The 22,750-nt window shown below is 42.8% G+C and carries 22 protein-coding genes and 1 tRNA gene; 9 read left to right on the top strand and 14 right to left on the bottom strand.

Annotated features, from left to right (window positions below):
* Positions 1-51: 51 nt before the first annotated feature.
* A complete protein-coding gene (locus AC3E9V_RS08055) occupies positions 52-630 on the bottom strand; it encodes a YqgE/AlgH family protein (RefSeq protein ID WP_488752678.1) in 579 nt (192 codons plus the stop codon).
* Complete coding sequence (locus AC3E9V_RS08050) at positions 630-1,214, bottom strand: MiaE family protein (protein ID WP_488752677.1); 585 nt, start codon at positions 1,212-1,214, stop codon at positions 630-632. Before AC3E9V_RS08050 ends, AC3E9V_RS08055 begins: the two co-directional genes overlap by 1 nt.
* 125 nt (positions 1,215-1,339) lie before the next feature.
* Between AC3E9V_RS08050 and pdxH the strand changes: the two genes are divergently transcribed.
* Together pdxH and AC3E9V_RS08040 are read left to right on the top strand one after the other, a co-directional pair.
* Positions 1,340-1,972: a pyridoxamine 5'-phosphate oxidase gene (pdxH, locus tag AC3E9V_RS08045; RefSeq protein WP_488752676.1), complete on the top strand. Its 633-nt coding sequence runs from the start codon at positions 1,340-1,342 to the stop codon at positions 1,970-1,972.
* A complete protein-coding gene (locus AC3E9V_RS08040) occupies positions 1,969-3,192 on the top strand; it encodes a glycosyltransferase family 2 protein (RefSeq protein WP_488752675.1) in 1,224 nt (407 codons plus the stop codon). The genes pdxH and AC3E9V_RS08040 overlap by 4 nt, the downstream gene beginning before the upstream one ends.
* Here AC3E9V_RS08040 and bshB1 read toward each other — a convergent pair.
* From bshB1 to AC3E9V_RS08005, 7 genes are all read right to left on the bottom strand, one after another.
* Positions 3,180-3,899, bottom strand: coding sequence for a bacillithiol biosynthesis deacetylase BshB1 (gene bshB1, locus AC3E9V_RS08035; RefSeq protein ID WP_488752674.1), 720 nt, complete (start codon positions 3,897-3,899; stop codon positions 3,180-3,182). The two genes, AC3E9V_RS08040 and bshB1, sit on opposite strands and share 13 nt — an antisense overlap.
* Before the next feature lie 103 nt (positions 3,900-4,002).
* The gene (trxB, locus tag AC3E9V_RS08030; RefSeq protein ID WP_488752673.1) at positions 4,003-4,980 is read right to left on the bottom strand and encodes a thioredoxin-disulfide reductase; all 978 of its coding nucleotides are present in this window, start codon (positions 4,978-4,980) and stop codon (positions 4,003-4,005) included.
* Between the two features lie 114 nt (positions 4,981-5,094).
* On the bottom strand, positions 5,095-5,958 hold the full coding sequence (locus tag AC3E9V_RS08025; protein WP_488752672.1) for a sigma-70 family RNA polymerase sigma factor: 864 nt from the start codon (positions 5,956-5,958) through the stop codon (positions 5,095-5,097).
* A 68-nt stretch (positions 5,959-6,026) separates the two neighbouring features.
* Entirely contained in the window at positions 6,027-8,171 is a 2,145-nt protein-coding gene (gene pnp / locus AC3E9V_RS08020; RefSeq protein ID WP_488752671.1) for a polyribonucleotide nucleotidyltransferase, read from the bottom strand.
* Between the two features lie 119 nt (positions 8,172-8,290).
* A complete protein-coding gene (rpsO, locus tag AC3E9V_RS08015) occupies positions 8,291-8,560 on the bottom strand; it encodes a 30S ribosomal protein S15 (RefSeq protein ID WP_488752670.1) in 270 nt (89 codons plus the stop codon).
* A gap of 83 nt (positions 8,561-8,643) precedes the next feature.
* Positions 8,644-10,311, bottom strand: a complete 1,668-nt coding sequence (locus AC3E9V_RS08010) for an LptF/LptG family permease (protein ID WP_488752669.1) — start codon at positions 10,309-10,311, stop codon at positions 8,644-8,646.
* A 57-nt stretch (positions 10,312-10,368) separates the two neighbouring features.
* A complete protein-coding gene (locus tag AC3E9V_RS08005; RefSeq protein WP_488752668.1) occupies positions 10,369-10,755 on the bottom strand; it encodes an START-like domain-containing protein in 387 nt (128 codons plus the stop codon).
* On the opposite strand from AC3E9V_RS08005, the gene AC3E9V_RS08000 reads away from it, so the two are divergent.
* The 5 genes from AC3E9V_RS08000 to AC3E9V_RS07980 all read left to right on the top strand — a co-directional run bounded on the left by AC3E9V_RS08000 (position 10,754) and on the right by AC3E9V_RS07980 (position 12,938).
* On the top strand, positions 10,754-11,011 hold the full coding sequence (locus AC3E9V_RS08000) for a hypothetical protein (protein ID WP_488752667.1): 258 nt from the start codon (positions 10,754-10,756) through the stop codon (positions 11,009-11,011). The genes AC3E9V_RS08005 and AC3E9V_RS08000 overlap by 2 nt on opposite strands.
* Before the next feature lie 12 nt (positions 11,012-11,023).
* Positions 11,024-11,097 (top strand) — tRNA-Met (locus AC3E9V_RS07995).
* Positions 11,098-11,110: 13 nt separating this feature from the next.
* Positions 11,111-11,374 (top strand): GIY-YIG nuclease family protein, encoded by a 264-nt coding sequence (locus AC3E9V_RS07990; protein ID WP_488752666.1) that lies wholly within the window; start codon positions 11,111-11,113, stop codon positions 11,372-11,374.
* A gap of 154 nt (positions 11,375-11,528) precedes the next feature.
* Complete coding sequence (locus AC3E9V_RS07985; RefSeq protein ID WP_488752665.1) at positions 11,529-11,990, top strand: hypothetical protein; 462 nt, start codon at positions 11,529-11,531, stop codon at positions 11,988-11,990.
* Between the two features lie 60 nt (positions 11,991-12,050).
* On the top strand, positions 12,051-12,938 hold the full coding sequence (locus AC3E9V_RS07980; protein WP_488752664.1) for an ion transporter: 888 nt from the start codon (positions 12,051-12,053) through the stop codon (positions 12,936-12,938).
* On the opposite strand, the gene AC3E9V_RS07975 is transcribed toward AC3E9V_RS07980, so the two are convergent.
* Positions 12,939-13,523 carry a toxin-antitoxin system YwqK family antitoxin gene (locus AC3E9V_RS07975; protein WP_488752663.1) on the bottom strand — a complete coding sequence of 195 codons (585 nt, stop codon included), beginning with the start codon at positions 13,521-13,523 and terminating at the stop codon, positions 12,939-12,941.
* 118 nt (positions 13,524-13,641) lie between these two features.
* Here AC3E9V_RS07975 and AC3E9V_RS07970 point away from each other — a divergent pair, with 118 nt between their 5' ends.
* Positions 13,642-14,067: a response regulator transcription factor gene (locus AC3E9V_RS07970; protein ID WP_488752662.1), complete on the top strand. Its 426-nt coding sequence runs from the start codon at positions 13,642-13,644 to the stop codon at positions 14,065-14,067.
* An 89-nt stretch (positions 14,068-14,156) separates the two neighbouring features.
* Entirely contained in the window at positions 14,157-14,681 is a 525-nt protein-coding gene (locus tag AC3E9V_RS07965; RefSeq protein WP_488752661.1) for a DUF4199 domain-containing protein, read from the top strand.
* Between the two features lie 17 nt (positions 14,682-14,698).
* On the opposite strand, the gene AC3E9V_RS07960 is transcribed toward AC3E9V_RS07965, so the two are convergent.
* The 4 genes from AC3E9V_RS07960 to AC3E9V_RS07945 all read right to left on the bottom strand — a co-directional run bounded on the left by AC3E9V_RS07960 (position 14,699) and on the right by AC3E9V_RS07945 (position 22,750).
* Entirely contained in the window at positions 14,699-19,108 is a 4,410-nt protein-coding gene (locus AC3E9V_RS07960) for a hybrid sensor histidine kinase/response regulator (protein ID WP_488752660.1), read from the bottom strand.
* 174 nt (positions 19,109-19,282) lie between these two features.
* Positions 19,283-20,500 carry a bifunctional glutamate N-acetyltransferase/amino-acid acetyltransferase ArgJ gene (gene argJ / locus AC3E9V_RS07955; protein WP_488753656.1) on the bottom strand — a complete coding sequence of 406 codons (1,218 nt, stop codon included), beginning with the start codon at positions 20,498-20,500 and terminating at the stop codon, positions 19,283-19,285.
* A gap of 18 nt (positions 20,501-20,518) precedes the next feature.
* Entirely contained in the window at positions 20,519-21,556 is a 1,038-nt protein-coding gene (gene argC, locus AC3E9V_RS07950) for an N-acetyl-gamma-glutamyl-phosphate reductase (protein WP_488752659.1), read from the bottom strand.
* Entirely contained in the window at positions 21,557-22,750 is a 1,194-nt protein-coding gene (locus tag AC3E9V_RS07945; protein ID WP_488752658.1) for an aspartate aminotransferase family protein, read from the bottom strand.

The following is a 22,750-nucleotide window of genomic DNA, read 5'->3' as shown; positions in this document are numbered from 1 at the left end:
CTATTGGCTACCAATCTATAAAATTAATGAATATGAAGTATTATGTGAAGACTAATTGAGGCGCGGATCTAGCGGATAATTAGAAATTACCCGATATTTCCCACCCATATTTTGCAATACTTCAGCCCATAAGGCTTCCGGGTTTGGATTAAACACCAGATCAGGGGTTGCCTTTTTATAGACAATCCATGATTTGGCTTCCATTTCTTCCATCAATTGGCCCGGAGACCAGCCGGAATAACCTACGAAGAATTTAAGATCGGTCGGATCTACCTGATTAAGATTAATCGCACTTAGTAACCCCTCAAAGTCTATTCCCCAAAAAACACCTTTAGCAATCTCTCTGTCACCGGCGAGTTGCTGATCTTTTCGATGTAAAAAATGTAAAGTATTTTGCTGTACTGGCCCACCCACAAACACATCCGAGTTAAATCCATCAGCTTCTTCAATGAGATCAGGCAATGAAGCATCTGACTGTTTGTTTAAAACAAATCCAAACGAACCGTTTTCATCATGCTCACAAAGCAAAATGACAGTTCGCTCAAAATTCGGGTCCGGTAGGTAGGGCTCAGATATTAGCAAGTCTCCTCTTTCGGGCTCAATCAACTTGTCGGTTCCAAAGTAATCCATTAATGCAAAGCAGGTTTTAATGGTAAATTTTTTATAACCTCCGCCTCATCCAAAGTCATCTTCTCCAATCTAGTATAGACATCCTTTTCATCAAAATAGTTTAAAGCCATTTTAACAAAGATCTCCCCATGCCGAGCTTCAGACGCCCACAGCATATGATAAAAGTCTTTTAGTTCCTTATCTTCCAAAGCTTCATAAACCAGGCGAAAACGCTCCGCACCACGTGTTTCTACAAGTGATGCGAGTAGTAATCGATCCATAAAACGCTCTTCTCTACCACTACGACACTTATCCAAAAGCGCTTTGATATACATATCCTGACCTATCTCATGAGAGAGTTTAAGGCCACGCTTCTCCATGATCTTATATACGTCCCTGAAGTGCTCCAGCTCTTCAACTCCTGTCTCTATCAGCTCAGGAATGATCTCTACCCGGTCCGGATACTTTGCCACAAAACTCATAGCCATGGCGGAAGCCTTACGTTCACAATCCGCATGATCTTGCAGAAAGGAATCAAAATCCTTCATCACTGTATTGATCCATTCCTTACTGCTTTCCGCTGCCAGATCTATTCTCAATTTCATCAGTTCCTCTTTTACCTGTAGTTATTTGAATGAAAATCTTTTTTAGAGATTTACAACTGTGTTTTAAAACAAATAAAACAATTTTAAACCTTAATTCTTTATCAGACTAAAAAAGAACATTATCAGTGGATATTGCCTCTTTAAGAAAAGAATACACCCAGGCCTCACTGGATGTAGACACAGTAGATAAATCACCTGTAGAACAGTTTAGAACATGGTTTGAGGAAGCCACCAAAGCTGAGGTTCTGGAGCCAAATGCTATGGTCCTGGGAACCTCCTCTGCATCAGGTTATATAACCCAGCGCACAGTACTTCTGAAAGCGTTTGACGAAAAAGGGTTTGTATTTTATACCAATTACAACAGCAAAAAATCACAACAGATTTCGGAAAATCCGCAGGTCTCCCTTCTGTTTCCATGGTACGCATTAGAGCGACAGGTATCAGTTACTGGGACGGTAGAAAAAGTCTCTACCGCAGAATCAGTCAGGTATTTCCTAAGCAGGCCCTTTGGAAGCCAGCTGGGGGCGTGGGTATCTCACCAGAGCCAGGTGATCAGCTCAAGAAGCATCCTGGAAACCAAGCTCCATGAGATGAAGCAAAAATTTAAAGAAGGCAAAGTGCCATTACCAGACTACTGGGGAGGCTATCGTGTAATTCCGGATTCCTTTGAATTTTGGCAGGGCCGGTCCAGCAGATTGCATGATCGTATTTACTACTCTGATGGTCCTGACTGGAAAATAGAACGGCTTTCACCTTGAGTTCTCTCTACCTGAAACGCTACGCATGGCCAGATCCAGTCTTAGCGGACTACTCTAAGTATTCAGCCATTGAGATGGTAGTGGTAATACCCTGCCACAACGAGCCCAACATCCTTTTGGCTCTGAATGCACTTCACCGTTGTACCCCTCCAACTAAACAAGTACTGGTACTGGTAATAGTCAACGAGTCAGAAAAATGCCCTGAAGAAATATCCGCACAAAACGCTAAGTCTGTTCGATCGGTCAGTTCATTTAAAAGCTGGTTTCAGCTGGAAGTCAGCTACACAAAGCTACCTACAAGGAAAGCCGGAGTAGGCCTCGCCCGAAAGATTGGTATGGATGAAGCTGTCAGAATATTTCGGAGCGCAGAAAAAGAGGGGGTTATCATTTGCTTTGATGCAGACTGTCAGTGTACTCCAAACTACTTTTTAGCAATAGAGTCCTTTTATACAAACCCAAAAAACCAGCTGGGACTTATCTACTATGAACACCCGCTGGAAACCCAAAACCAGGATGCAATTATCCGCTATGAGCTTTTCTTGAGATATTATATTAATGCACTGAGATATGCGGGATTTCCTCATGCTATTCAAACACTGGGATCCTGTATTACTGTCAGGTCAGAGGCTTACGAAAAGCAGGGAGGAATGAATACCCGAAAGGCCGGAGAAGACTTTTACTTTATCCATAAGGTGATACCACTTGGTGGCACAGGTGAAATCAACGATGCAAGTATAATCCCCTCTGCCCGGGTTTCAGGCCGTGTACCTTTCGGCACAGGACATGCTATCAACAAGTACCTGAATCATAATGAGGAGATTGAGGCCTATGCTCCACAGACATTTGATGATCTAATGAAGGTATTTCAAACCGCTCACAAGCTCTTTGAAGGTTATGGCCTCTCTGAACTAACATTACCCAAAAGTGTGGCGGCCTTTTATAAGGAAAATCAATTTGAAAAAGCACTCAGTACCATTCTTGATCAATCCAATAACCTCAAAAATTTCAATAACCGATTTTTCGCATGGTGGGACGCTTTTCGTGTGCTGAAGTTTGTTCATTTTGCCAGGGACCACTTTTTTCCCAATATATCTCTGACCAGAGGAACAACATGGCTTGGTCAGGAGTATTTCAACACGAACCTGGAAAACGTCAGCATGAAGGATCGACTGATTTTTTACCGGAAAATGGACAGAAATGCCAGTTACTATATAAAGTGATAAAGATCCTTTACCCCCACATCGATCTTTGTGGTAAAACCTTCAGCATATTTTACGCCTATCCTATGCCCATATTCCATTGCCCGGGCTTCAATCATATCTAAAAACTCAGGACGGGAAATGTAAGTTTGAGGCTCCTGACTCTGCGGATCGTAGAACTGAGACTTATAAGCCTTTATGGCTTTCATCTTCAGCTCATGAGCTTCAGATATATCCACGAAGAAATCAGGCGTAATGGAAACACTCTGAATTGCGTGAAAGACTTTTTTTGGCCTCCAGGCTTCTTGCTTTTCCCCATTTTCACCGACGGTTTCTACCTTCTTAAGTCCGGCTTTGAAACACGCCTCTTCTACAAGAGCGCTGCCTCTTACGTGATCAGGATGCCGGTCATAAATGGCATTGGCTAAAATAATATCCGGCTGGTATTGGCGTATCTTAGTGATCAGCTTCATCTGATGTTTTCGGTCATTGACGAAAAACGAGTCCTCGAAATTCAGATTATCCCGAATGGTAAGTCCCATTATCTCAGCTGATGCTTCAGCTTCCTTCTCGCGTTCTTCAGAGGTTCCCCTGGTGCCCATCTCCCCTCTCGTCAGATCAATAATGCCGGTAGTGTAGCCTTTTTTCTTATGAGAGATCAGGGTCCCGGCACAAGAAAGCTCAACATCATCAGGATGAGCGGCTATAGCAAGTATATTTATCTTCATTTAAATGTGTGGAGTCTTGCAGACAATAGTAAAGCCTTTAAAAAAGAACCCGCGTTGGTGCGCGGGATCCGGTATTTTTATGATTTTTAAATTCAGACTATAATCAAACGGCAGCTTCCTGTCCGTGAGACTCCTTCTGCATGAGTTCTACCTCTTTTTCAGCAATAAATTTTTCTGCATCCAGTGCTCCCATACATCCGCTTCCTGCAGCTGTCACAGCCTGACGGTATATTTTATCCTGGGCATCACCCGTAGCAAAAACACCGGGAACGTTTGTTTTGGAAGTGCCTGGTATGGTTTTGATATAACCAGCCTCGTCCATATCCAGGTATTTTTCGAAGATATCAGTATTCGGCTGGTGTCCGATAGCCACGAAAAAACCAGTTACCGGTATTTCTCTTTTCTCTCCTGTAATCGTGTCTTTCACGCGTACGCCGGTTACCTCCTCATCTCCGAGTACTTCATCCGTCTCTGTATTCCAGAGCACCTCTATGTTAGGAGCGTTCATTACCCGCTGCTGCATAATCTTACTGGCCCGCATCTCATCTCTCCTTACGAGCATGTATACTTTCTTCACAAGCTTAGAAAGGTACGTAGCCTCTTCAGCAGCTGTATCACCTCCACCTACGATGGCTACTTCCTGGCCCCTGAAGAAAAAGCCGTCGCATACCGCACAGGCTGACACTCCTTTACCATTTAGTCGCTGCTCGCTTTCGAGTCCCAGCCATTTTGCAGAAGCGCCCGTAGATATAATCACCGCTTCAGCTTCGATCTCCTTTTTATTATCAACAGTCACTTTATGCGGCCATCCTGAAAAATCCACAGCAGTGACCATCCCGGACCGGATATCGGTCCCGAATCGTTCAGCCTGCTTTTGAAAATCCACCATCATCTGAGGTCCCATGATACCCTCAGGGTATCCCGGGTAGTTTTCCACATCAGTGGTAATAGTAAGTTGTCCGCCCGGTTGTCCACCCTGATACAAGACAGGACTCATACCTGCTCTTGCGGCATAAATTGCAGCTGTAAAACCTGCCGGACCAGAACCTATAATCAATACTTTTTCTCTTTCCTTAGCCATTATCTAAATCTTCAGTATTTATTATCTTCAGTATTTATTTTTTTGTAACAACGTCTTATTTCCTTTTTTGTAACAAAGAAAAAGCAAGAATGTCTCCAAATGTCAGAAGGATTACTATCCAAGGTAAGGTTTCAGAGACTTACTTCGCGTCGCATGCCTCAGTCGCCTGATTGCCTTTTCTTTTATCTGTCTTACCCTTTCTCTTGTCAGATCAAAACGTGAGCCTATTTCCTCAAGAGTCTGCGCTTGTCCTCCGTTCAACCCAAAATACAGACTAACTACATCTGCCTCCCGGGGTGTAAGGGTCCCCAGGGCTCTCTGCACTTCTCTGCAAAGGGAATCATTGATTAAAGTACTATCCGGAGTACTTACACCTTCATCCTCTAAGATATCCAATAAGCTATTTTCTTCGCCATTTGCGAATGGGGCATCCATTGAAATATGACGCCCTGAAATCTTCATCACATCCAAAACATCTGACTCAGATATATTTAAAACCTGGGCCATCTCATCTGCTGATGGCTCCCGCTCATATTTTTGTTCGAGCTCAGAAAATGTTTTGGAGATCTTATTTAGCGACCCTACCCGGTTCAGGGGAAGCCGCACAATCCTGGACTGCTCTGCAAGAGCCTGTAAAATAGATTGTCGAATCCACCATACCGCGTAGGAAATAAACTTAAATCCCCTGGTTTCATCAAATCGTTGGGCTGCTTTGATCAGTCCCAGGTTACCTTCATTGATAAGGTCTCCCAGCGTGAGTCCCTGATTTTGATATTGTTTTGCTACTGAGACCACAAATCTCAGATTCGCTTTTGTTAACTTTTCAAGTGCAAGCTGATCTCCCTCCTTTATCTTTCGGGCCAGCTCTACTTCCTGTTCGGCGGTGATTAACTCAACCTTACCAATTTCCTGCAAATACTTATCCAGAGATTCACTCTCCCTATTAGTAATTTGCTTGCTGATTTTAAGTTGTCTCATTTAGTCGGCGGTTAGATTAAAAGTCCGGTGTAAGTCTCTCACCGGACCTGTAACTATCGCCACTAAATTTAATCAGCTTTGTTCGTTTTCTCCGGCTTAGGCAATAAAACTTTTCGTGAAAGTCTGTATTTGCCGGTTTTCTTATCAATATCTATGAGTTTCACCTTTACTTCTTCACCTACTTCCAGTACTCCATCCATGCTTTCGAGACGTTCCCATTTGATCTCAGAAATATGAAGAAGACCATCCTTGCCTGGTAAAATCTCTACAAAAGCTCCAAATGGCATGATGGCTTTTACTTTGCCTTCATACACTTCACCAATTTCAGGTACGGCTACTATAGCTTTGATACGCTGCATAGCATTATCAAGAGCTGATTTATCAGATGCAAAAACAGTAACCAGACCTCCTTTATCTGTTTCTTCAATATTTACAGTAGCTCCGGATTCTCGCTGGATCTCCTGAATGATCTTTCCTCCAGGTCCAATGACTGCCCCGATCATATCTCTCTCAATCTCCAGCTGAACGAGACGAGGAGCAGATTCCTTCATCTCAGCACGAGGTTCAGAAAGGGTCTTGTTCATTTCACCTAGGATATGTATTCTTCCTCTGTTAGCCTGTGCCAAAGCTTCTGCTAAAACATCATAAGACAATCCATCGATCTTGATATCCATCTGGCAGGCAGTGATACCTTTTTCCGTACCTGTTACCTTAAAGTCCATGTCGCCGAGATGATCTTCATCACCCAGAATATCCGAAAGTACGGCGTACCGCCCTGTTTCACTATCCGAAATCATCCCCATAGCAATGCCCGAAACAGATCTTTTGATCTGGATGCCGGCGTCCATTAGTGCAAGTGCGCCTGCACAAACAGTAGCCATTGATGATGAACCGTTAGACTCCAGGATATCCGACACTATGCGTATGGTATAAGGGTTGTCTTCTGTGGGGAGCATCGGTTTCAAAGCTCTCATCGCGAGGTTACCATGACCTACTTCTCTACGTCCCGGACCTCTGTTCGGTCTTACTTCACCAGTAGAAAACCCGGGGAAGTTATAGTGGAGGATGAACTTGTTGTAACCGGAATGAATAGCTCCGTCGATCATTTGCTCATCCAGCTTTGATCCTAGCGTAACTGTGGTAAGGGACTGGGTCTCACCTCTGGTAAATACAGCCGATCCATGAGCTGAAGGAAGGTAATCTACCTCTGTCCATATGGGTCTGACCTCTTCAAGATCACGACCATCCAACCTCTTCTTAGTATCTAAAACGCAATTTCGAACGGCATTTTTCTGAACATCATGGAAGTATTTATTCACCAGGAACTCATTGAGCTCCTCCAGTTCTTCCTCCGTATAGGTTTCCAGAAAAGATTCTTTTACAGCATCAAACTCTTCTGCTCTTTGTGTTTTATTAGCAATGCCTTTCTTGGCTATTTCATAGCAAGCATCATAACAGTGCTTCTCAATCTTAGCCTGTAGTTCTTCGTCTTTCGGCTCGTGATCGTACTCACGTTTTTCAGTAGCTCCTACCTCCTCAGCCAGCTCTACTTGAGCCTTGCACTGAACTTTGATCGCTTCATGAGCTACTTTGATCGCTTCCAGCATTTCAGCTTCGGAGACTTCTTTTGACTCTCCTTCTACCATCATGATATTGTCAGCAGAGCCGGCTACAATCAGATCCAAAACTGATTCTTCCATCTGCTTTGGTGTAGGGTTGACGATATAATCATCTCCGTGTTTAACTACCCTGACTTCAGAAATTGGCCCGTCAAAAGGGATGTCAGAAACGGAAATTGCCGCTGAGGCTGCCAGAGCCGCCAGTGCATCTGGTAAAACTTCTGAGTCTGCCGAAATCAGGGAAATCATAACCTGTGTATCTGCATGATAATCTGAGGGAAATAAAGGTCTTAATGCCCTATCAACCAACCTACAGATCAGCACTTCGTAATCAGAAAGCTTGCCTTCGCGCTTAAGAAATCCACCCGGGATCTTTCCTGCAGATGCAAATTTTTCCTGATAGTCAACTGACAGGGGTAGAAAATCTACTCCTTCTCCAGCTTCTTTCCTGGATACTACCGTAGCAAGAAGCATGGTGTTTCCCATACGCACTACTACTGATCCGTCAGCTTGCTTGGCCAGGCGACCTGTTTCAATGGTAATTTCTCTTCCGTCAGGCAACGGAAATTTTTTTTCTGTGTATTGAGGCTTCATAATTGTGAATGGTTAAAATGATGTTTAAGGAGCCCCATATCATTACTTTCTTCTTCAGGCGCCTTAGACAAAAAAAGGGAATCCTGAGTTGAATTCCCCTTATGGTTTCTCTTGTTTTCTTATTTTCGGATTTTTAACTCCGCGATGATGCTTCTGTAACGCTCGATATCATTTTTCTGAAGATAATCAAGCAACCTTCTTCTTTTACCTACTAACTTCATCAGGCCCAATCTAGATGAATGGTCCTGCTTATTTGATTTCAAATGCTCAGTGAGGTGATTGATTCGGTAAGTAAAAAGACCGATCTGGGCTTCTGCAGAGCCAGTATCTTCCTTCCCTTTGCCGTGTTTAGTGAAGAATTCTTCTTTCTTTTCCTTCGTTAAATACATTCTTTATCTTTTCTCTTTGTTTGTCGCTTAAATCAAAGCGCAAATTTAGAGTTGTTTGTGGTGAAAAACAATATATTTTAAGATCATCTTTTGGAAAACCGCTCTTTTAGCTTATCGATCCATACATTGTAAAAGTCCGTATCGAATAACCGGGCATCAATCCGAGCCTGTCTGAGGAAAAACAATCCAATCGGTAAAAGCATCAGATCCGCTATCCAAACGGATAGGATCGGGTCCATAAGACCTTCTTTTGCCCACTTCTCACAGGTGATATTGATTACGTAGTAGGTTAAAAAGAACAAAATAGATACTATAACAGGCACTCCAAGCCCACCTTTTTTGATAATGGCTCCCAGAGGCGCTCCAATCAAAAACATAACTATACATGCAAAAGCCTGGCTGAATTTCTTCCACTTTTCGATTGACCACTTACTGACATCACGCTGGAGGTTATCTACCCTGGCATTGGTTGAGGATAAGTTTACTTTGATATTTTGGACCTGATTTTTGGCATTTTGTATCACTTCTCCTTTACGTGTTCCTATCTTGTTATTTAAAAAATCCCAGGTCAAGCTATCAAAACCTACCTTTCCATCCTTTTCAGCAAGCTTAGGCCTGCTTCGGGATTTCTTATACTTAACCAAATTGGTGGTATCTATTACTGCCGGACGCTCCCTGTCTATCTTGAGCCCGCTTTTTGGCCGGACCAATGTATCCTTTTGTATCCGGGATTTTTCTGGTGACCGTTGAAAAAAAGGAAACATAGAAGCTGTGATGGTCCCTTTTTCTATAGTTGTATCTTTTTTGATGCTGTCAGCTTTATTTTTCCCAGGGTCCCACCTGTCCAGTTCAAAATCTTTAAGGTGGTAGGTGAAAAAGCCTTTGGCATTGAGAATGAATCCCTGCTTGGCCTTGTAAATCGAATTATTCAATGAGTCGATATCACTGGTAAGCTCTTTCACATTTTTCATTTGGCGGTTGTTCTGAAACAACTCCTCCTTGGTTCTTTTTAAGTCAAAAGAGGAAAGGCTGAAAACCATATCCATTCGGTCAAAATTAGTCCGAAAGAACTGGTCTACGGGTTCTCTGGGTTGAGGTTCTTCACTATAGTAGTTGCCATCATATAGCTCAAGTTTCAGGTACTTTTCATTCAGGATGGTATACATCCTGCTGGAATCTGCCAGGATCACACGGTTGTTTCCCCTTCCTTCGGTATGGTCATATATCAGCACCTTTTTCATGGTTTTCCCATCAGGCAGTTTCTCTTTCACTTTGATATTATAATCAGGAATCCCATTATAAAAAACGCCCTCTTTTATATCAAGAGCTGGTTTTTTATGCTTAATATCATATAAGAGACTGTAAGCTTTCAGGTTTGCCGCCGGGACCACATGGTTATTGAAATTGTAGGCCGCAAAAGTCAAAATGACCACAAAAAAGAAAATGGGTCGCAAAGCTCTGAGGAGTGAAATACCTGCACCTTTAATAGCTGTCAGCTCAAAGTTTTCACCCAGATTGCCAAAAGTCATCAGTGAAGAAACGAGCACACCAAGTGGCAAAGCCACCTGAAGCATATTCAGACTGAAATAAAAGAGTAATTCTGCAAAGACTTCAAAACCAAGATCCTTCCCTACAAAATCGTCGAAATACTTCATCATGTACTGAATGAGCAAGATGAAAGTAGCTACAACGGTAGTGAGAATAAAAGGACCTATAAAGGATTTTATTATAAGAGTATCCAGCTTACGCATGCGTCACAAAGATGCTAAGAAATATCAAAAAGGCATACGAAAGACCTGGGCAGTTGGTTACCCGCCAACAATTTCCTTCAGGTCATGAATCAGGCTTTCGTATAGTTCTTCTGCTTCATCCGGGTCCATGTCACTGGAGTCAGTAACTCGAATGAAAACTTCCTGGGTTAGTTCGTTCATCTCCAGCTTAAACTCCACAAACGGAGGATCATCCGGATCCCCACCATCCAAAAACTCAAACCTGACATGAGAATTTGTCCTGCTTGATACCAACCTAGCCTTGTTCTCATCTCCATCCCAGAAAAAAGTAAATACTTTATCCTCATTGATGTTTACATCATCAGCAAACCACTGAGCTAAGCCCGAAGCGGTGCTCAGATACGGATATAGCATTTTTTTTGATGCATTGATGGGATACTCGCCAATAAACTTATCATTTGCCATGGGCGAAAAATTTTTTGATAAGGTAAATAAAAAATTGAAATCCCCAATATGCTGGGATAAAAAAGAAAACTTTTTAGATTTGCACTCCTTTTCAAATCCACCAGAGATACGGGCTGGATTTAAAGGGGAAATCGCGGGGTCCCGAATAACTATCGGGACGCGCCCCGGATGGTTAGAGCGTCGGATTCATATCCGCCAGCTGGTGGACGGCAGTTCGGTTAAAAAAGAGAATAAGAGAAGGCAACTTCTCGATTGAAATTACTAAAATGGCGGGGTAGCTCAGATGGTTAGAGCGTCGGATTCATAACCCGGAGGTCGGCAGTTCGATTCTGCTCCCCGCTACTTTTTCTGCTTCATGTACTATCACTGCGTCTATTGTATTTACTCACCCGAAAACAAGAAAATCTATATAGGGAGGTCTGAAAATGTTAAAGGAAGGTTGTTGAGCCACTTTTACTTCTCCAGAAAAGAATACACCTCAAAATTTAGACCTTGGAAATTAGCCTATCTCGAAAAATGCGATTCTCTAAAACATGCAATGTTGAGGGAAAAACAACTTAAATCAGCAAAAGGAAGGGAATTCTTGTGGAAAAGAATTCATGATCGGTTTAAAACCTAAGCGCCGGATTCATATCCGCCGGCTGGCGGACGGCAGTTCGATTCTGCTCCCCGCTACTTTTTCTTCACCTTTCCTTACAAAACTCACTAAAATCAGTGCTTTAACGTTAATCTACCATAAAGTCGGATATCTTTAAGGTAAAATTCTGAACAGTATGAAGCTGAACTCATTTTTGATTGGATTATTTGGTCTTTTAGCAATAGCAGCAATGGTCGCTTGCGGAGATGACGCTGAAAAGGAAAATCTTGCTAAGCTGGAGGGGTCATGGTTGGCCACCGCGTACCTACTTAGCGATTGTGATAACGAAGATCAAAACGTGAACAGAGTACTGGATTGCACCCAGCAGGAATGTATAAAATATACCTTCAGTGTTGACTCGACAGGTACAAGAACATATGTCAAGCAGGAAACTGTAGGCGGAGTAACTCAATCTGAGGCGGGTAAATTTTCTGTTGGAGAAAGTTCTGTTTCATTTTGCCAGGAAAATGATGGAGAAGAAACCTGTACCAAATCCAGCCTTGATATTTCCAAAACAAATCTTACTCTTACAACCAGTTTGGAAGACTCCGGCTGCACCGAGGTAATCCGCTTTGAAAAGGAAGAAGAGGAAGAGTAGTACGCCAAGACCCAATTTTTCATTACATTTATAAACACTGCATTTTAAAATCGCCGCCTGATGTCGTCTAATCAGACTAAAAATCCTCTGATGCTTATTTGGTATCGTCTGAAAAACCTGGACGATCTGAAGGATTTCCTGGAAACCAGGCAGTTTCAATGGACGATCATTTCCCTGATTATCCTCAATGCTATTACCATTGGTCTGGAAACCTCTCCTGCCATAAGTGATGCGGCAGGCCCCTGGCTCAATGAGATAGATAAATACATACTGGTCATTTTTACACTGGAGATCTCACTAAAGATCTTCGCTTACCGGCATAAGTTCTTTGCCAATGCCTGGAATATTTTTGATTTTTTGATCGTTGCTATCGCTCTGATACCGGCAGCCGGACCGCTACATATTTTAAGGACCCTAAGAATACTGCGTACAGCCAGGCTGATAAAAAATGTACCTAAGCTCAGGCTGATCATCGAGTCGTTATTGAAGTCTATCCCCAGCATTGGCTGGATTGCTGTGCTTCTTTTCATGATTTTTTACATTTTCGCCGTGATAGGCACAGACCTGTATCAAGACAGCTTTCCACAATATTTTGGGGATATGGGTAAGACTTTTTTTACACTATTTCAGGTAATGACCCTGGAAAGCTGGTCTTCGGGTATAGCTCGCCCTATGATGCTGGAAGTTCCTTATGCTTACCTGTATTTTGTTCCATTTATCTTATTGGCCACGTATACCACACTAAATGTGTTTATAGCTATAGTGGTTAACACAATGAACGAAATCAACCGTGCTGAAATGAAAAATGAGGAGGAAAGAGTTAAGGAATTTGTCCATACTGAGCACCAGCAAATGCTTGCCTACCTTAAAAATATCCAATCCAAGATCAATCGCCTGGAAAGCCGACTCGATGCACAAGAAAAACCTAAAGAAGTCGAAGAAAGATGATTAATCGATTTCAGGGTTTTTATCTACCAACTCACCATTTTCATACCTGTATGCTATAGAAAGGTTACCTTCCTGATCATACCACTTAGCAAGACCTTCCAACTGACCATTTTCATAATAAGATTCCTGCATGAGCGTTCCGTTTTTGTAGTACTTTATGAAAAGCCCATTTAGCTCACCACCCTGGTATTGCCGTCTTTCCACAATGTTTCTGTTTTCATACACCAGGTATTCTCCTTCCAACTGATCGTTGTGGTAGTATGCTTTTACTTCTATGCTACCTCTGTTATCAAAGTCCAGCTCAACCCCTTGCTTTCTCCCCTGATAGTAGGTGGTAGAGATCATTGGCAGTCCTTTTGCATCATGGGTAATCCAGGATCCATGCTTCAAGCCATTGAGGATATCTCCCTCAGATACGATAACTCCATTGTTTTTCTCTACAGCTTTCATCAGGCCTGGAATATCCTCGTATGGATAGGTTTCAGCCGTTAGCGGTAGCTCTGCGGTATCATAAACTGCATTTTCTGATGGTGAAGAAGTACACGATAAAATAATGACCATCAGTAATAAAAATAAACGATTCATTAGCGTAAAACTTAAACGTGTTTGATTTTCTTACTAAATACCTTAAAATTAAAAATCTATTTTTGTTATTTCCAGTGGCTTTGAAGTCATTTTTCTGCAATTATCTCTCTAAGGTCTTATGAAAAGAAATATTTGGTGGTACGGACTGGCGATGGGGTTGCTGCTACTTGTACTGCAGGTTACTCACTACCAAACACTTATACGAAACACAAGGATCGAACTTTTTGGCTTGATTGTAGCTACCATCTTCATGGCAATTGGCATTTGGTTTGGGCTGAGTATCTACAAACGGCAACAAAAAAGAAATCTAAGCAAGGTATCTTACAACAGCGAACGGCTAAGCAACAGGGAGCTGGAAGTACTGACACTGCTGGCAGAAGGGGATTCTAACCAGGAAATAGCAGATAAACTTTTCGTATCGCTAAATACGATCAAAACCCACCTCTCAAGTATTTATCAGAAATTGGAAGTAAAGCGAAGGACCCAGGCCATTCAAAAAGCACGAGAACTTGGAGTTATCACCTCCCCCGAAAGTATGAATTAAGGGAATCACCCGAAAGTGTGACTTTATTTCAAAAAAAATTGCTGTAATTGGCATCCTGAATCATTGCAAAGTTTACTAAAGCCAAAAATATGAAACAGTTTAAAACCGCATTGATCTATGGAGGTATCGCCGGTCTTATCATGACTAGCAGTTGGTGGTTATTTGCTCTCTTTTTCGGAGATAATTTAAGTCTTGGACAGCAGGAATTCATTGGCTATGCAGCCATGATCCTTGCGCTTTCTACGGTATTTATAGGTGTGAAAAGATACCGTGATCAAGAAGGGGAAAATGGATTTTCGTTTAAGAAAGCCTTCTTAACCGGACTTTACATTGTGTTGGTTGCATCTGTGATCTATGTGGCAGGATGGATGATCTATTACCCTAACTTCATGCCAGATTTTGCGGATGATTATGCTGCTGCACAAATCGCTCAATATGAAACTTCGGATATGAGTGCCAGTGAAATAGAAGTCAAAAAGAAAGAAATGCTTGACTACATGGAAATGTATAAAAATCCTTTTTTCATGGCTGGTGTGACTTTTATGGAAATTTTCCCGGTGGGTCTTGTCATCGCTTTGATCTCAGCATTCTTCCTCAAAAAGAAAACTGCCTAACTCCTAAATCGATCAAATTAATACGGCAAAACCTCTTTGGGAGTCAGCCATTTATCCAGGAGCTCTTTGATATCCTCGGATTTAAATGGCTTACTTACAAAATCATTCATGCCTGATTGCAAGCATCTTTCTTTATCTTTTTCGAATGCATGGGCAGTCATCGCCAAAATTGGCTTTGTAGCATTAGGACCCTTCTCAGACCGCACCATTCTGGTAACCAGGAGTCCATCCATCACCGGCATCTGTATATCCATAAAAATAATATCGTACTCATCCTGCATCAGCTTATCCAGTGCCTTGCCACCATCCTCGGCTATATCTATCTCATGTCCGAGTTTTAAAAGCGTCAATTTGGCTACCAGCTGATTAGCACGATTGTCCTCAACTACCAGTATTCTTGGCTTCACACATTCTTCATTATCTTCATTCACCGTATCGGATACGAAGCTGTTTTCGCCATTGATCGAGGATTTACTTTTCGTTAATAATAAGACACTCAATACCTCACTCAGCATCTGGCAGTCTACTGGTTTTGGTAGAGAGCCATAGACAGGAACATTATCCAGCAAAGTGAAAGCGCTTACATAAGGATCCATAAAAACGATCCTGCCCCCTCTGTTAGCTACGAAATCAAAATTTATGGAACTGCCTAAAGCCTTATCCAATAAGATTACATCAGGTTGTAACGCTTCAATTTTATGCTCAAACTCTGCCGGATCACTACTGGAATACATGGTAATCTTAGCTGAATCAAATGCACTCAGGATAGTTTCACATATGGTTTCCGACTCATCTAAAACCAGAACTACCCTTCCATCCAGTTTTCCTGCTTTACTCAGCTCCTGGCTGTAGTCAGTACTACCATTAACTACTTTTAATGGCACCGAAATTTTAAACATACTGCCTTTTCCTTCCTCACTCTCCACCTCTATGGTACCACTCATCAGGTCGATAAATTTTTGTGAAATAGCTAAACCAAGCCCTGTTCCCCCATATTTGCGGGTACTTGAAGCATCAACCTGCGAAAAGCTCTCAAATATCTTCGTGAGAAATTCTCCTGGTATACCTACACCGGTATCTTTTACATACATTTCAAGTTTTCCATCGTTGCAGGCTACTCTTAAAACAACCTCCCCTTTTTCTGTGAATTTTAAAGCATTGCCAATAAGGTTGGTCAGCACTTGCCTGATTCGTACGGGATCAATATGAATGTTTATCGGCACATCCGGTGCGACACTATATATTAGCTCCAGTCCTTTATTCAAAGCCTCCAGTTTAAAAGGAGAGATCGCTTCCTTAATAAGGATAGGCAGATTCACCTCCTCTTCATTCAGTATATATCTGCCAGCTTCTAATTTTGAGAAATCCAGAATGTCATTTATAATTTTCATTAGTGATTCACCAGATTGCAGGATTACGGACTGATATTCCCGTTGTTCTTCATTGAGGGTTGTATCCAGCATGATCTCACTCATCCCAATGATCCCGTTCATAGGGGTCCTGATCTCATGACTCATATTTGCCAGAAATTCACTTTTGGCTCTATTTGCTTCCTCGGCTTTCTCCTTAGCAAACCGTAACTCCTTCTCCTGGAATTCTAAAATTTCATTTTTATGTTTTGATTCCAGCTCCGCCTTCTTGATCTCACTAATATCCTTGGTCACACCAAGGATCCCTATGCAATGTCCTTTCCCATCGTAAAGCGGAAGTTTGGTGGTGACTACCCACCTTTCAGGGCCGTCCAAAGGTATGTCATGCTCCAAAATCCCTATTAATGGCTTGCCAGTAGCTATAATCCTCTGCTCTGCTTCATATTTTCTCTGAGCATCTTCAATCGGAAACCGGTCAAAGTCGGATTTTCCGATCAGCTCGCTGGCATCGCCTGAAGGTGTAACCTCCTTCATGGAATCACTTACCCGAATAAACCGGCTATTTAAGTCTTTGAAATAGATGTGATCCGGCACATTGTTCATGATCGCATCGAAGAAGACATTTTCATTCTGAAGTTCTGCAGTCTTAGAAGCTACCTCTAAAGCAAGCCTTTTCCTCTGCGCTGTGACGGCCATCAATCGTGAAGAATGTAAAACATAGATGGTGATCAGAATAAAAAAAACTATTCCTACCTTAAAATAGACCGTCTCCCACCAGTGCGGGTCGATTGTAATTTTTAGTTCTCTTGGTTTACTCCACGTAACGCCATCAGGAGAAGACTTAACCATGAAGGTATACTCCCCGGAGGGAAGGGAATTATAAGTAGCAATCCGACTGTTCCCTACCTCATTCCATTTGTCTTCATAACCCTCAAGAAAATATGCAAAGAAACTTTCTGTGTTTTTATCAAGATCCAGGGTAGTATAACTGATCATAAGATTTCGTTGATTTTCCTTCAGGTGGATTTCTTCAGTCCCTGCCAGGGAATTGGTCAGTATCTCCTTATCTCCAACTTCGGCTCCTTTTCCATTAACTGTGAGCTCCTTAAGCTGAATCATGAGTTTTTGGGGAGTTGTTTCTACGCTATCGGGATGAAACCTGATAAGTCCATTTATACCTCCAAAATATAATTCACCTGTTTCGCGGTTTTTCATTGCAGCTGTTACATTAAACGGATAGCCAAAAAGCCCGTCCTTTCCACTAAAATTCAGGAAGGTTCCTTGTTTGGGGTCCAGGCGCGATACTCCCTTATTGGTACCCAGCCAAATAAATCCCCGGTCGTCTTCAAGAATACTCACAACGACATCATCTATCATACCTGAAGCAGATGAGTTATAAGAAATAAAATCATTGGCGCTTCTGTTGTACTTGTTGAGGCCATTTTCAGTACCTACCCATACGGTACCATCACTTGCTTCCAGCAAACAAAAAATCAGGTCATTACTCAGTGAATTGGGATCTTCCGGATTAAAACGATAGCGTTCAAATTTCCCATCCTTCAGGCGGTTTAGTCCCCGCCTTTGGGTACCAACCCAAACCTCATCATAAATCTCCGAAACCAACACGCAGTTGGTCTCATCCTTACTTAAGGAATAAGGATCTTCAGGATTGTGAGTGTAAGAAGTAATCTTCGTGCCATCGATATGATGCAAACCTCCGTATTCACCTTCTGCAGTTACCCATATCGATCCGTCAGCTGCCTCTGAAAGCGTACTGAAATCTCCCAGATCCGGACCATAAAGATCAGCAATTCTGCCGCCCTCACCGTCAGAAAAATGGTAGATATGAGCATATGTTCCCAATACTCCCAACCAAACCTCATCTTTCGAGGTAATAAACAGCCTCCACAGGTCCGTAATTTTCGTGTTAGCATCTATCAAGCTAGACTGTATTTTGAGACTCTGCTCATCAGTCTTCCCATCTATCCTGATAGTACCATTCCTTAATCCAATCCACACGTTGCCTGACTGATCCTGACTTATTCCCGAGATATTGGCATTTGAAAGGTCCTGATGTTCTTCCGTATTGTAATGGTAAAAAGGGGTTCTCTTCAACATATCCAGTCCTCCCCCGTAAGTTCCCACCCAGAGGTGTCCTTCCTTATCGATCAGGGTTGACTCTATGTAATCACTGCTTAGAGAATTGTCGTTTGATGTGATGTGCTGAAATGTTGCAAACTTCCCATCTTTATAAAAATTAAGCCCTCCCCCAAAGGTGCCGATCCAAAGCCTTTCACCTCCATCCGTAAGCGTCAGGACCTTATCATCAGATAAGTGGCCTGCTTCCCTGGTAAACTGTGTGAAATGACCATTCTTGTAGCTGAAAAGGCCCATTCCCCAGCTCCCGATCCAAATGGTTCCATCCTGAGTTTTTGTTATAGTGCGGGCAATAGAAGCATTGAATCCACCTTTTTGTTGGGGGAATTGATAGATGCGATTATCTTCAATTTTACACAGACCACCATCCCATGTTCCCACCCAAAGTATCCCGGTTTCAGGATCATAATAGAGGTCTATTACGTTGTTACTACTTAACCCATCTTGCGTGGTAATCTGGCGCCAGGCATCATCCTGATAAACCAAAATGCCCTCACCCCATGTTGCTATGTAAAGTGAGCCATCCGGCATCTCAATGATATGTTCAATGGAAACTCCATCAGACAGTCCAAAATGTTTTTGCAGATTGAACCTTTTAAACTTTCCGTTTTTATAAGCGGCGAGCCCCCGGTTCTGAGTCCCCACCCAAATGGTGCCATCTGACTGTTCAAATATCACACGGACATAACCGTAAGGAAGGGAAGTAGAATCGCCCTGCATGTATTTGTAAGTCTCCAGGTCTCTCCCATCCCAGCGATGCAAGCCACCCCCCGTACCAATCCATAAGTATCCGTCGTTATCCTGATGCAGGGAGTAAACATTGGTATGTGATAACCCGTCCCTTACGGTAAAATGATAAAAATTATAATTATCATAACTTCCGGGCTCCGGAAATGCCATAAACGGCATTAAGACTAAAAATAAAGAAGCGAATAATCTTGTTCGTAGTAAGCCAGTCATATTGACTTATAAAGATCATGCTTCAGGCTGATATCCGGAACGGTATAAAACCGAATTTAGCAAATAGGTGAATCGCCTACACAATATGGAAAATACCTATAAAAGCGTCAGATCTTACGTAGTATACATGGAATTAAACATCACATAATCTGTGGTAAGATCCGTACCCCACCCCAGTGCGGAGGCCTTTCCTTCCCTCATTTTCATCTGGATAATAATTTCCGACTGTTTTAAAATCCGCTTCACCAGGCTCATATCAAACTCTACCGGGCGACCATAATCCAGCATCTGTACCTCTTCATTTTCATTTCCCAGAAACAGGTCTACCCTAGATGGATCGAATTTCACCCCTGACCGCCCCATAGCGGCAAGTATCCTCCCCCAGTTGGGGTCTCTGCCAAACATGGCTGTTTTCACCAAAGAAGAATCAGAGACTACCCGAACTATTCTGCGAGCATCCGCTTTTGTTTTTGCTCCGGTCAGCCGGTATTCAATAAACTTAGAAGCACCTTCACCATCAGATATAATCAGCTTGGCCAGGTGGATCATCAGTTCGTTAAGCTTCTCTTTAAACAGCTTGTAATACGGATCGCTCGCTGAGGTGATCATTTCATTGTCCGCAAGGCCATTAGCCATAATGGAAGCCATATCATTGGTAGAAGTATCCCCGTCTACGGTGATCATGTTAAAAGAATCATCCACAGCCTCCCTGAAAGCTCTATCCAAAAGCTTTTGATCGATGTTGATATCAGTAAAAGCGAAGGCCAGCATGGTGGCCATATTGGGATGGATCATTCCGGACCCTTTGGCTATCCCCGCAATATTGATAGTGTTGCCATCAATGTCAAACTCCACATAGCCCTCCTTGGCAAAGGTATCTGTTGTCAGGATTGCATTAGCAGCAAAGGAGCCTGCCCGGGAATTTTCTGAGATATTTTTTACGTTTTCTGTAATTCCCTCCACCACTTCTTCAGTAGGAAAAGGTTTTCCAATAATACCGGTTGACGCAATAAGCACCTGGTTCACATCTATGTTGAATTCTTTTGCGGCAGCCTCTGCCATGGCCAGCGCCCCGGCCTCTCCCTGCTTGCCTGTCATAGCGTTGGCATTGCCAGAATTGACAATAATAGCCTGAGCAATATTTCCGCTTTCTTTCAGGTGTTTCTGAGAAAGCTTTATGGGTTCTGCAACTACCAAATTCTGAGTGAAAGTAGCCGAAACTTTAGCCGGAACTTCCGAAAATAAAATAGCAAGGTCTCTGCGCATGGATTTCACTCCGGTATGCGCTCCCCAGCATTTTATACCTCTCACATTGGTAATATTTCTTATCATGTTCAAAGCAAAAGTATTTTAAGGTTGAATAGGTGAAATATTGAGTCCGGAAGCCTCATCAAAACCAAGCATAATGTTCATGTTTTGAACAGCCTGACCTGCGGCTCCTTTTACAAGATTATCAATAACTCCGATGGATATAATTGTATTGGTGCGGTCGTCAAAGGTAGCAAAGATATCGGCGAAATTAGTACCACGAACTTGTTTTAAATTAGGCAATGAGCTCCTCAGCCTCACAAAAGGTTCGTCTTTGTAATATTCCATAAATATGTTTTGCACCTCCTGCTCCGTAATATCTCTGTTCGGTTTGGTATAGCACGTAGACAAAATGCCGCGATCTACCGGCAGCAAATGCGGTGTAAACAATACGGATGAGCCCGAATTGGCATACAGGTTAATGATCTCCTGGATCTCAATCGTGTGTCTGTGCGTCTTGATCCCGTAAGCAGTAAAGTTATCATTCACCATGGGAAAGTGGGTATTGGGTCTGGATTTGATCCCTGCACCTGTAACACCCGTCTTGGAATCAACAATAATATGCTCTTTATCGATGATTCCCTCCTTCAGTAAAGGAGCCAAAGCCAAAATCGAGGAGGTTGGGAAACATCCTGGGTTGGCCACCAGATCAGCCGCCGCTATTCGCTTTCTGAAAAGTTCGGGAAGGCCAAAGACAGCTTTCTCAAAACCAGGCTCGAAGCTATGATCTTTTTTATACCAGGTCTCATAAATGTTCTTCGATGAAAGTCTGAAGTCTCCTGACAGATCTACGATCTTAAACGGCTTGTCATGATGTTTTTTGACAAAATCCATAGAGACCCCATGAGGCAGGGCCAGAAAGACCAGATCGGGAGCGTAATCCATGATATCATCAATTCCCACCAGCTGTGGTTCGAAAATATCCTGAAACTGTGGATGAACATCCGAAAATTTCTCCCCCTTCCGGCTTTCGGAAGTAATGGCCACAATTTCTACCTCCTGGTGGTTCAGAAGTATTCTGACAAGTTCAGAACCCGTGTATCCTGTTGCTCCAACTATCGCTATTTTCTTCTTTCCCATTTATCTGTGAGCTTTTATCGATTTCAACAATACGTCAATTACAATTTGCAAGTCTTCTCTGCTGATATTGAGTGGCGGAACCAGTCGTACCACGTTTCCGGCTGTAGGGCTTGCAAGCACTTTATGATCCATCATGGTTACAACCACGGGCTTAGACTCCATGGTGAGTTCCACTCCTATCATCAGGCCTTTACCTCTTACCTCGGTTATTTCAGGGTAATCAGCTTTGGCTTTGTTTAGCTGGTCCATGACCCATGCGCCATTCTCAGCGGCTTGCTCCATCATTTTCTCCTCTTCGATCGCCTCGATTGCGGCTAATGACGCTGCACAAACAAGCGGATTACCTCCGTATGTGGTACCATGATCTCCCCAGTCTATAGCCGAACCTACTTTCTCAGAAGCCAGAACAGCTCCGATAGGTACACCACCTCCGAGTGCTTTGGCCAACATCATAACATCCGGCTTCACTCCATAGTGCTCATGGGCAAACATTTTCCCGGTTCGGCCCAGACCGCATTGGATTTCATCAAAAATGAGTACCAGGTTTTGCTCATCGCAGTACTTCCTAAGTGCTTTTAAGAAATCAGGATCAGCCACATTGACCCCACCTTCTCCCTGGATCGGCTCCAGCATAATGCCGGCTACATCATCGTTTACCTTTTCTTTGATAAGGTCCAGGTCATTAAACTCCACATGACAAAATCCGGCAGGTATCGGGTCAAAACCATTCATCATGGCCTTTTTACCTGTAGCAGCCACGGTGGCCAGGGTTCTGCCATGAAAAGCTTTGTTCATCGCGATGATCGTCCCTCCTCTTCCGTTTTTGCTGGCGTATTTTCGGGCAATCTTGATCGCACCTTCAGCGGCTTCTGCCCCACTGTTGCCAAAAAACACCCTCTGCAGGCCGGAGAGTTCAGATAGTTTCTTTGCCAACACCATCTGAGGTTCACTGAGGTAAAGGTTAGAGATATGGATCAGCTCATGCGCCTGCTTAGCTATGGCGTCAGCTACCTTGGGATGAGCATGCCCTACGCTATTTACAGCAATTCCTGCCAGCGCATCAATATATTCATTGCCCTCCATGTCCCATAACCTGGAACCTTTACCTTTCCTAAAGGCCAATGGAAAGCGTTTAAAAGTCGGTAAGTAGTATTTCTTATCTAGTTGATGTAATTCTTCAGTAGAATAACTCAT

This window comes from Marinoscillum sp. HNIBRBA16962 (assembly GCF_057801515.1).
Note: the sequence above shows the minus strand (reverse complement) of the source record. Positions and strands in the feature narration are given on the sequence as shown.

Excerpts from the sequence above, each read along its gene's own strand:
- AC3E9V_RS08055 (WP_488752678.1), bottom strand. The coding sequence starts at position 630 with ATGGATTACTTTGGAACCGACAAGTTGATTGAGCCCGAAAGAGGAGAC.
- AC3E9V_RS08050 (WP_488752677.1), bottom strand. The coding sequence starts at position 1,214 with ATGAAATTGAGAATAGATCTGGCAGCGGAAAGCAGTAAGGAATGGATC.
- bshB1 (WP_488752674.1), bottom strand. The coding sequence starts at position 3,899 with ATGAAGATAAATATACTTGCTATAGCCGCTCATCCTGATGATGTTGAG.
- trxB (WP_488752673.1), bottom strand. The coding sequence starts at position 4,980 with ATGGCTAAGGAAAGAGAAAAAGTATTGATTATAGGTTCTGGTCCGGCA.
- AC3E9V_RS08025 (WP_488752672.1), bottom strand. The coding sequence starts at position 5,958 with ATGAGACAACTTAAAATCAGCAAGCAAATTACTAATAGGGAGAGTGAA.
- pnp (WP_488752671.1), bottom strand. The coding sequence starts at position 8,171 with ATGAAGCCTCAATACACAGAAAAAAAATTTCCGTTGCCTGACGGAAGA.
- rpsO (WP_488752670.1), bottom strand. The coding sequence starts at position 8,560 with ATGTATTTAACGAAGGAAAAGAAAGAAGAATTCTTCACTAAACACGGC.
- AC3E9V_RS08010 (WP_488752669.1), bottom strand. The coding sequence starts at position 10,311 with ATGCGTAAGCTGGATACTCTTATAATAAAATCCTTTATAGGTCCTTTT.
- AC3E9V_RS08000 (WP_488752667.1), top strand. The coding sequence starts at position 10,754 with ATGGGCGAAAAATTTTTTGATAAGGTAAATAAAAAATTGAAATCCCCA.
- AC3E9V_RS08005 (WP_488752668.1), bottom strand. The coding sequence starts at position 10,755 with ATGGCAAATGATAAGTTTATTGGCGAGTATCCCATCAATGCATCAAAA.
- AC3E9V_RS07990 (WP_488752666.1), top strand. The coding sequence starts at position 11,111 with ATGTACTATCACTGCGTCTATTGTATTTACTCACCCGAAAACAAGAAA.
- AC3E9V_RS07985 (WP_488752665.1), top strand. The coding sequence starts at position 11,529 with ATGAAGCTGAACTCATTTTTGATTGGATTATTTGGTCTTTTAGCAATA.
- AC3E9V_RS07980 (WP_488752664.1), top strand. The coding sequence starts at position 12,051 with ATGTCGTCTAATCAGACTAAAAATCCTCTGATGCTTATTTGGTATCGT.
- AC3E9V_RS07975 (WP_488752663.1), bottom strand. The coding sequence starts at position 13,523 with ATGAATCGTTTATTTTTATTACTGATGGTCATTATTTTATCGTGTACT.
- AC3E9V_RS07970 (WP_488752662.1), top strand. The coding sequence starts at position 13,642 with ATGAAAAGAAATATTTGGTGGTACGGACTGGCGATGGGGTTGCTGCTA.
- AC3E9V_RS07965 (WP_488752661.1), top strand. The coding sequence starts at position 14,157 with ATGAAACAGTTTAAAACCGCATTGATCTATGGAGGTATCGCCGGTCTT.
- AC3E9V_RS07960 (WP_488752660.1), bottom strand. The coding sequence starts at position 19,108 with ATGGCATTTCCGGAGCCCGGAAGTTATGATAATTATAATTTTTATCAT.
- argJ (WP_488753656.1), bottom strand. The coding sequence starts at position 20,500 with ATGATAAGAAATATTACCAATGTGAGAGGTATAAAATGCTGGGGAGCG.
- argC (WP_488752659.1), bottom strand. The coding sequence starts at position 21,556 with ATGGGAAAGAAGAAAATAGCGATAGTTGGAGCAACAGGATACACGGGT.
- AC3E9V_RS07945 (WP_488752658.1), bottom strand. The coding sequence starts at position 22,750 with ATGAGTTATTCTACTGAAGAATTACATCAACTAGATAAGAAATACTAC.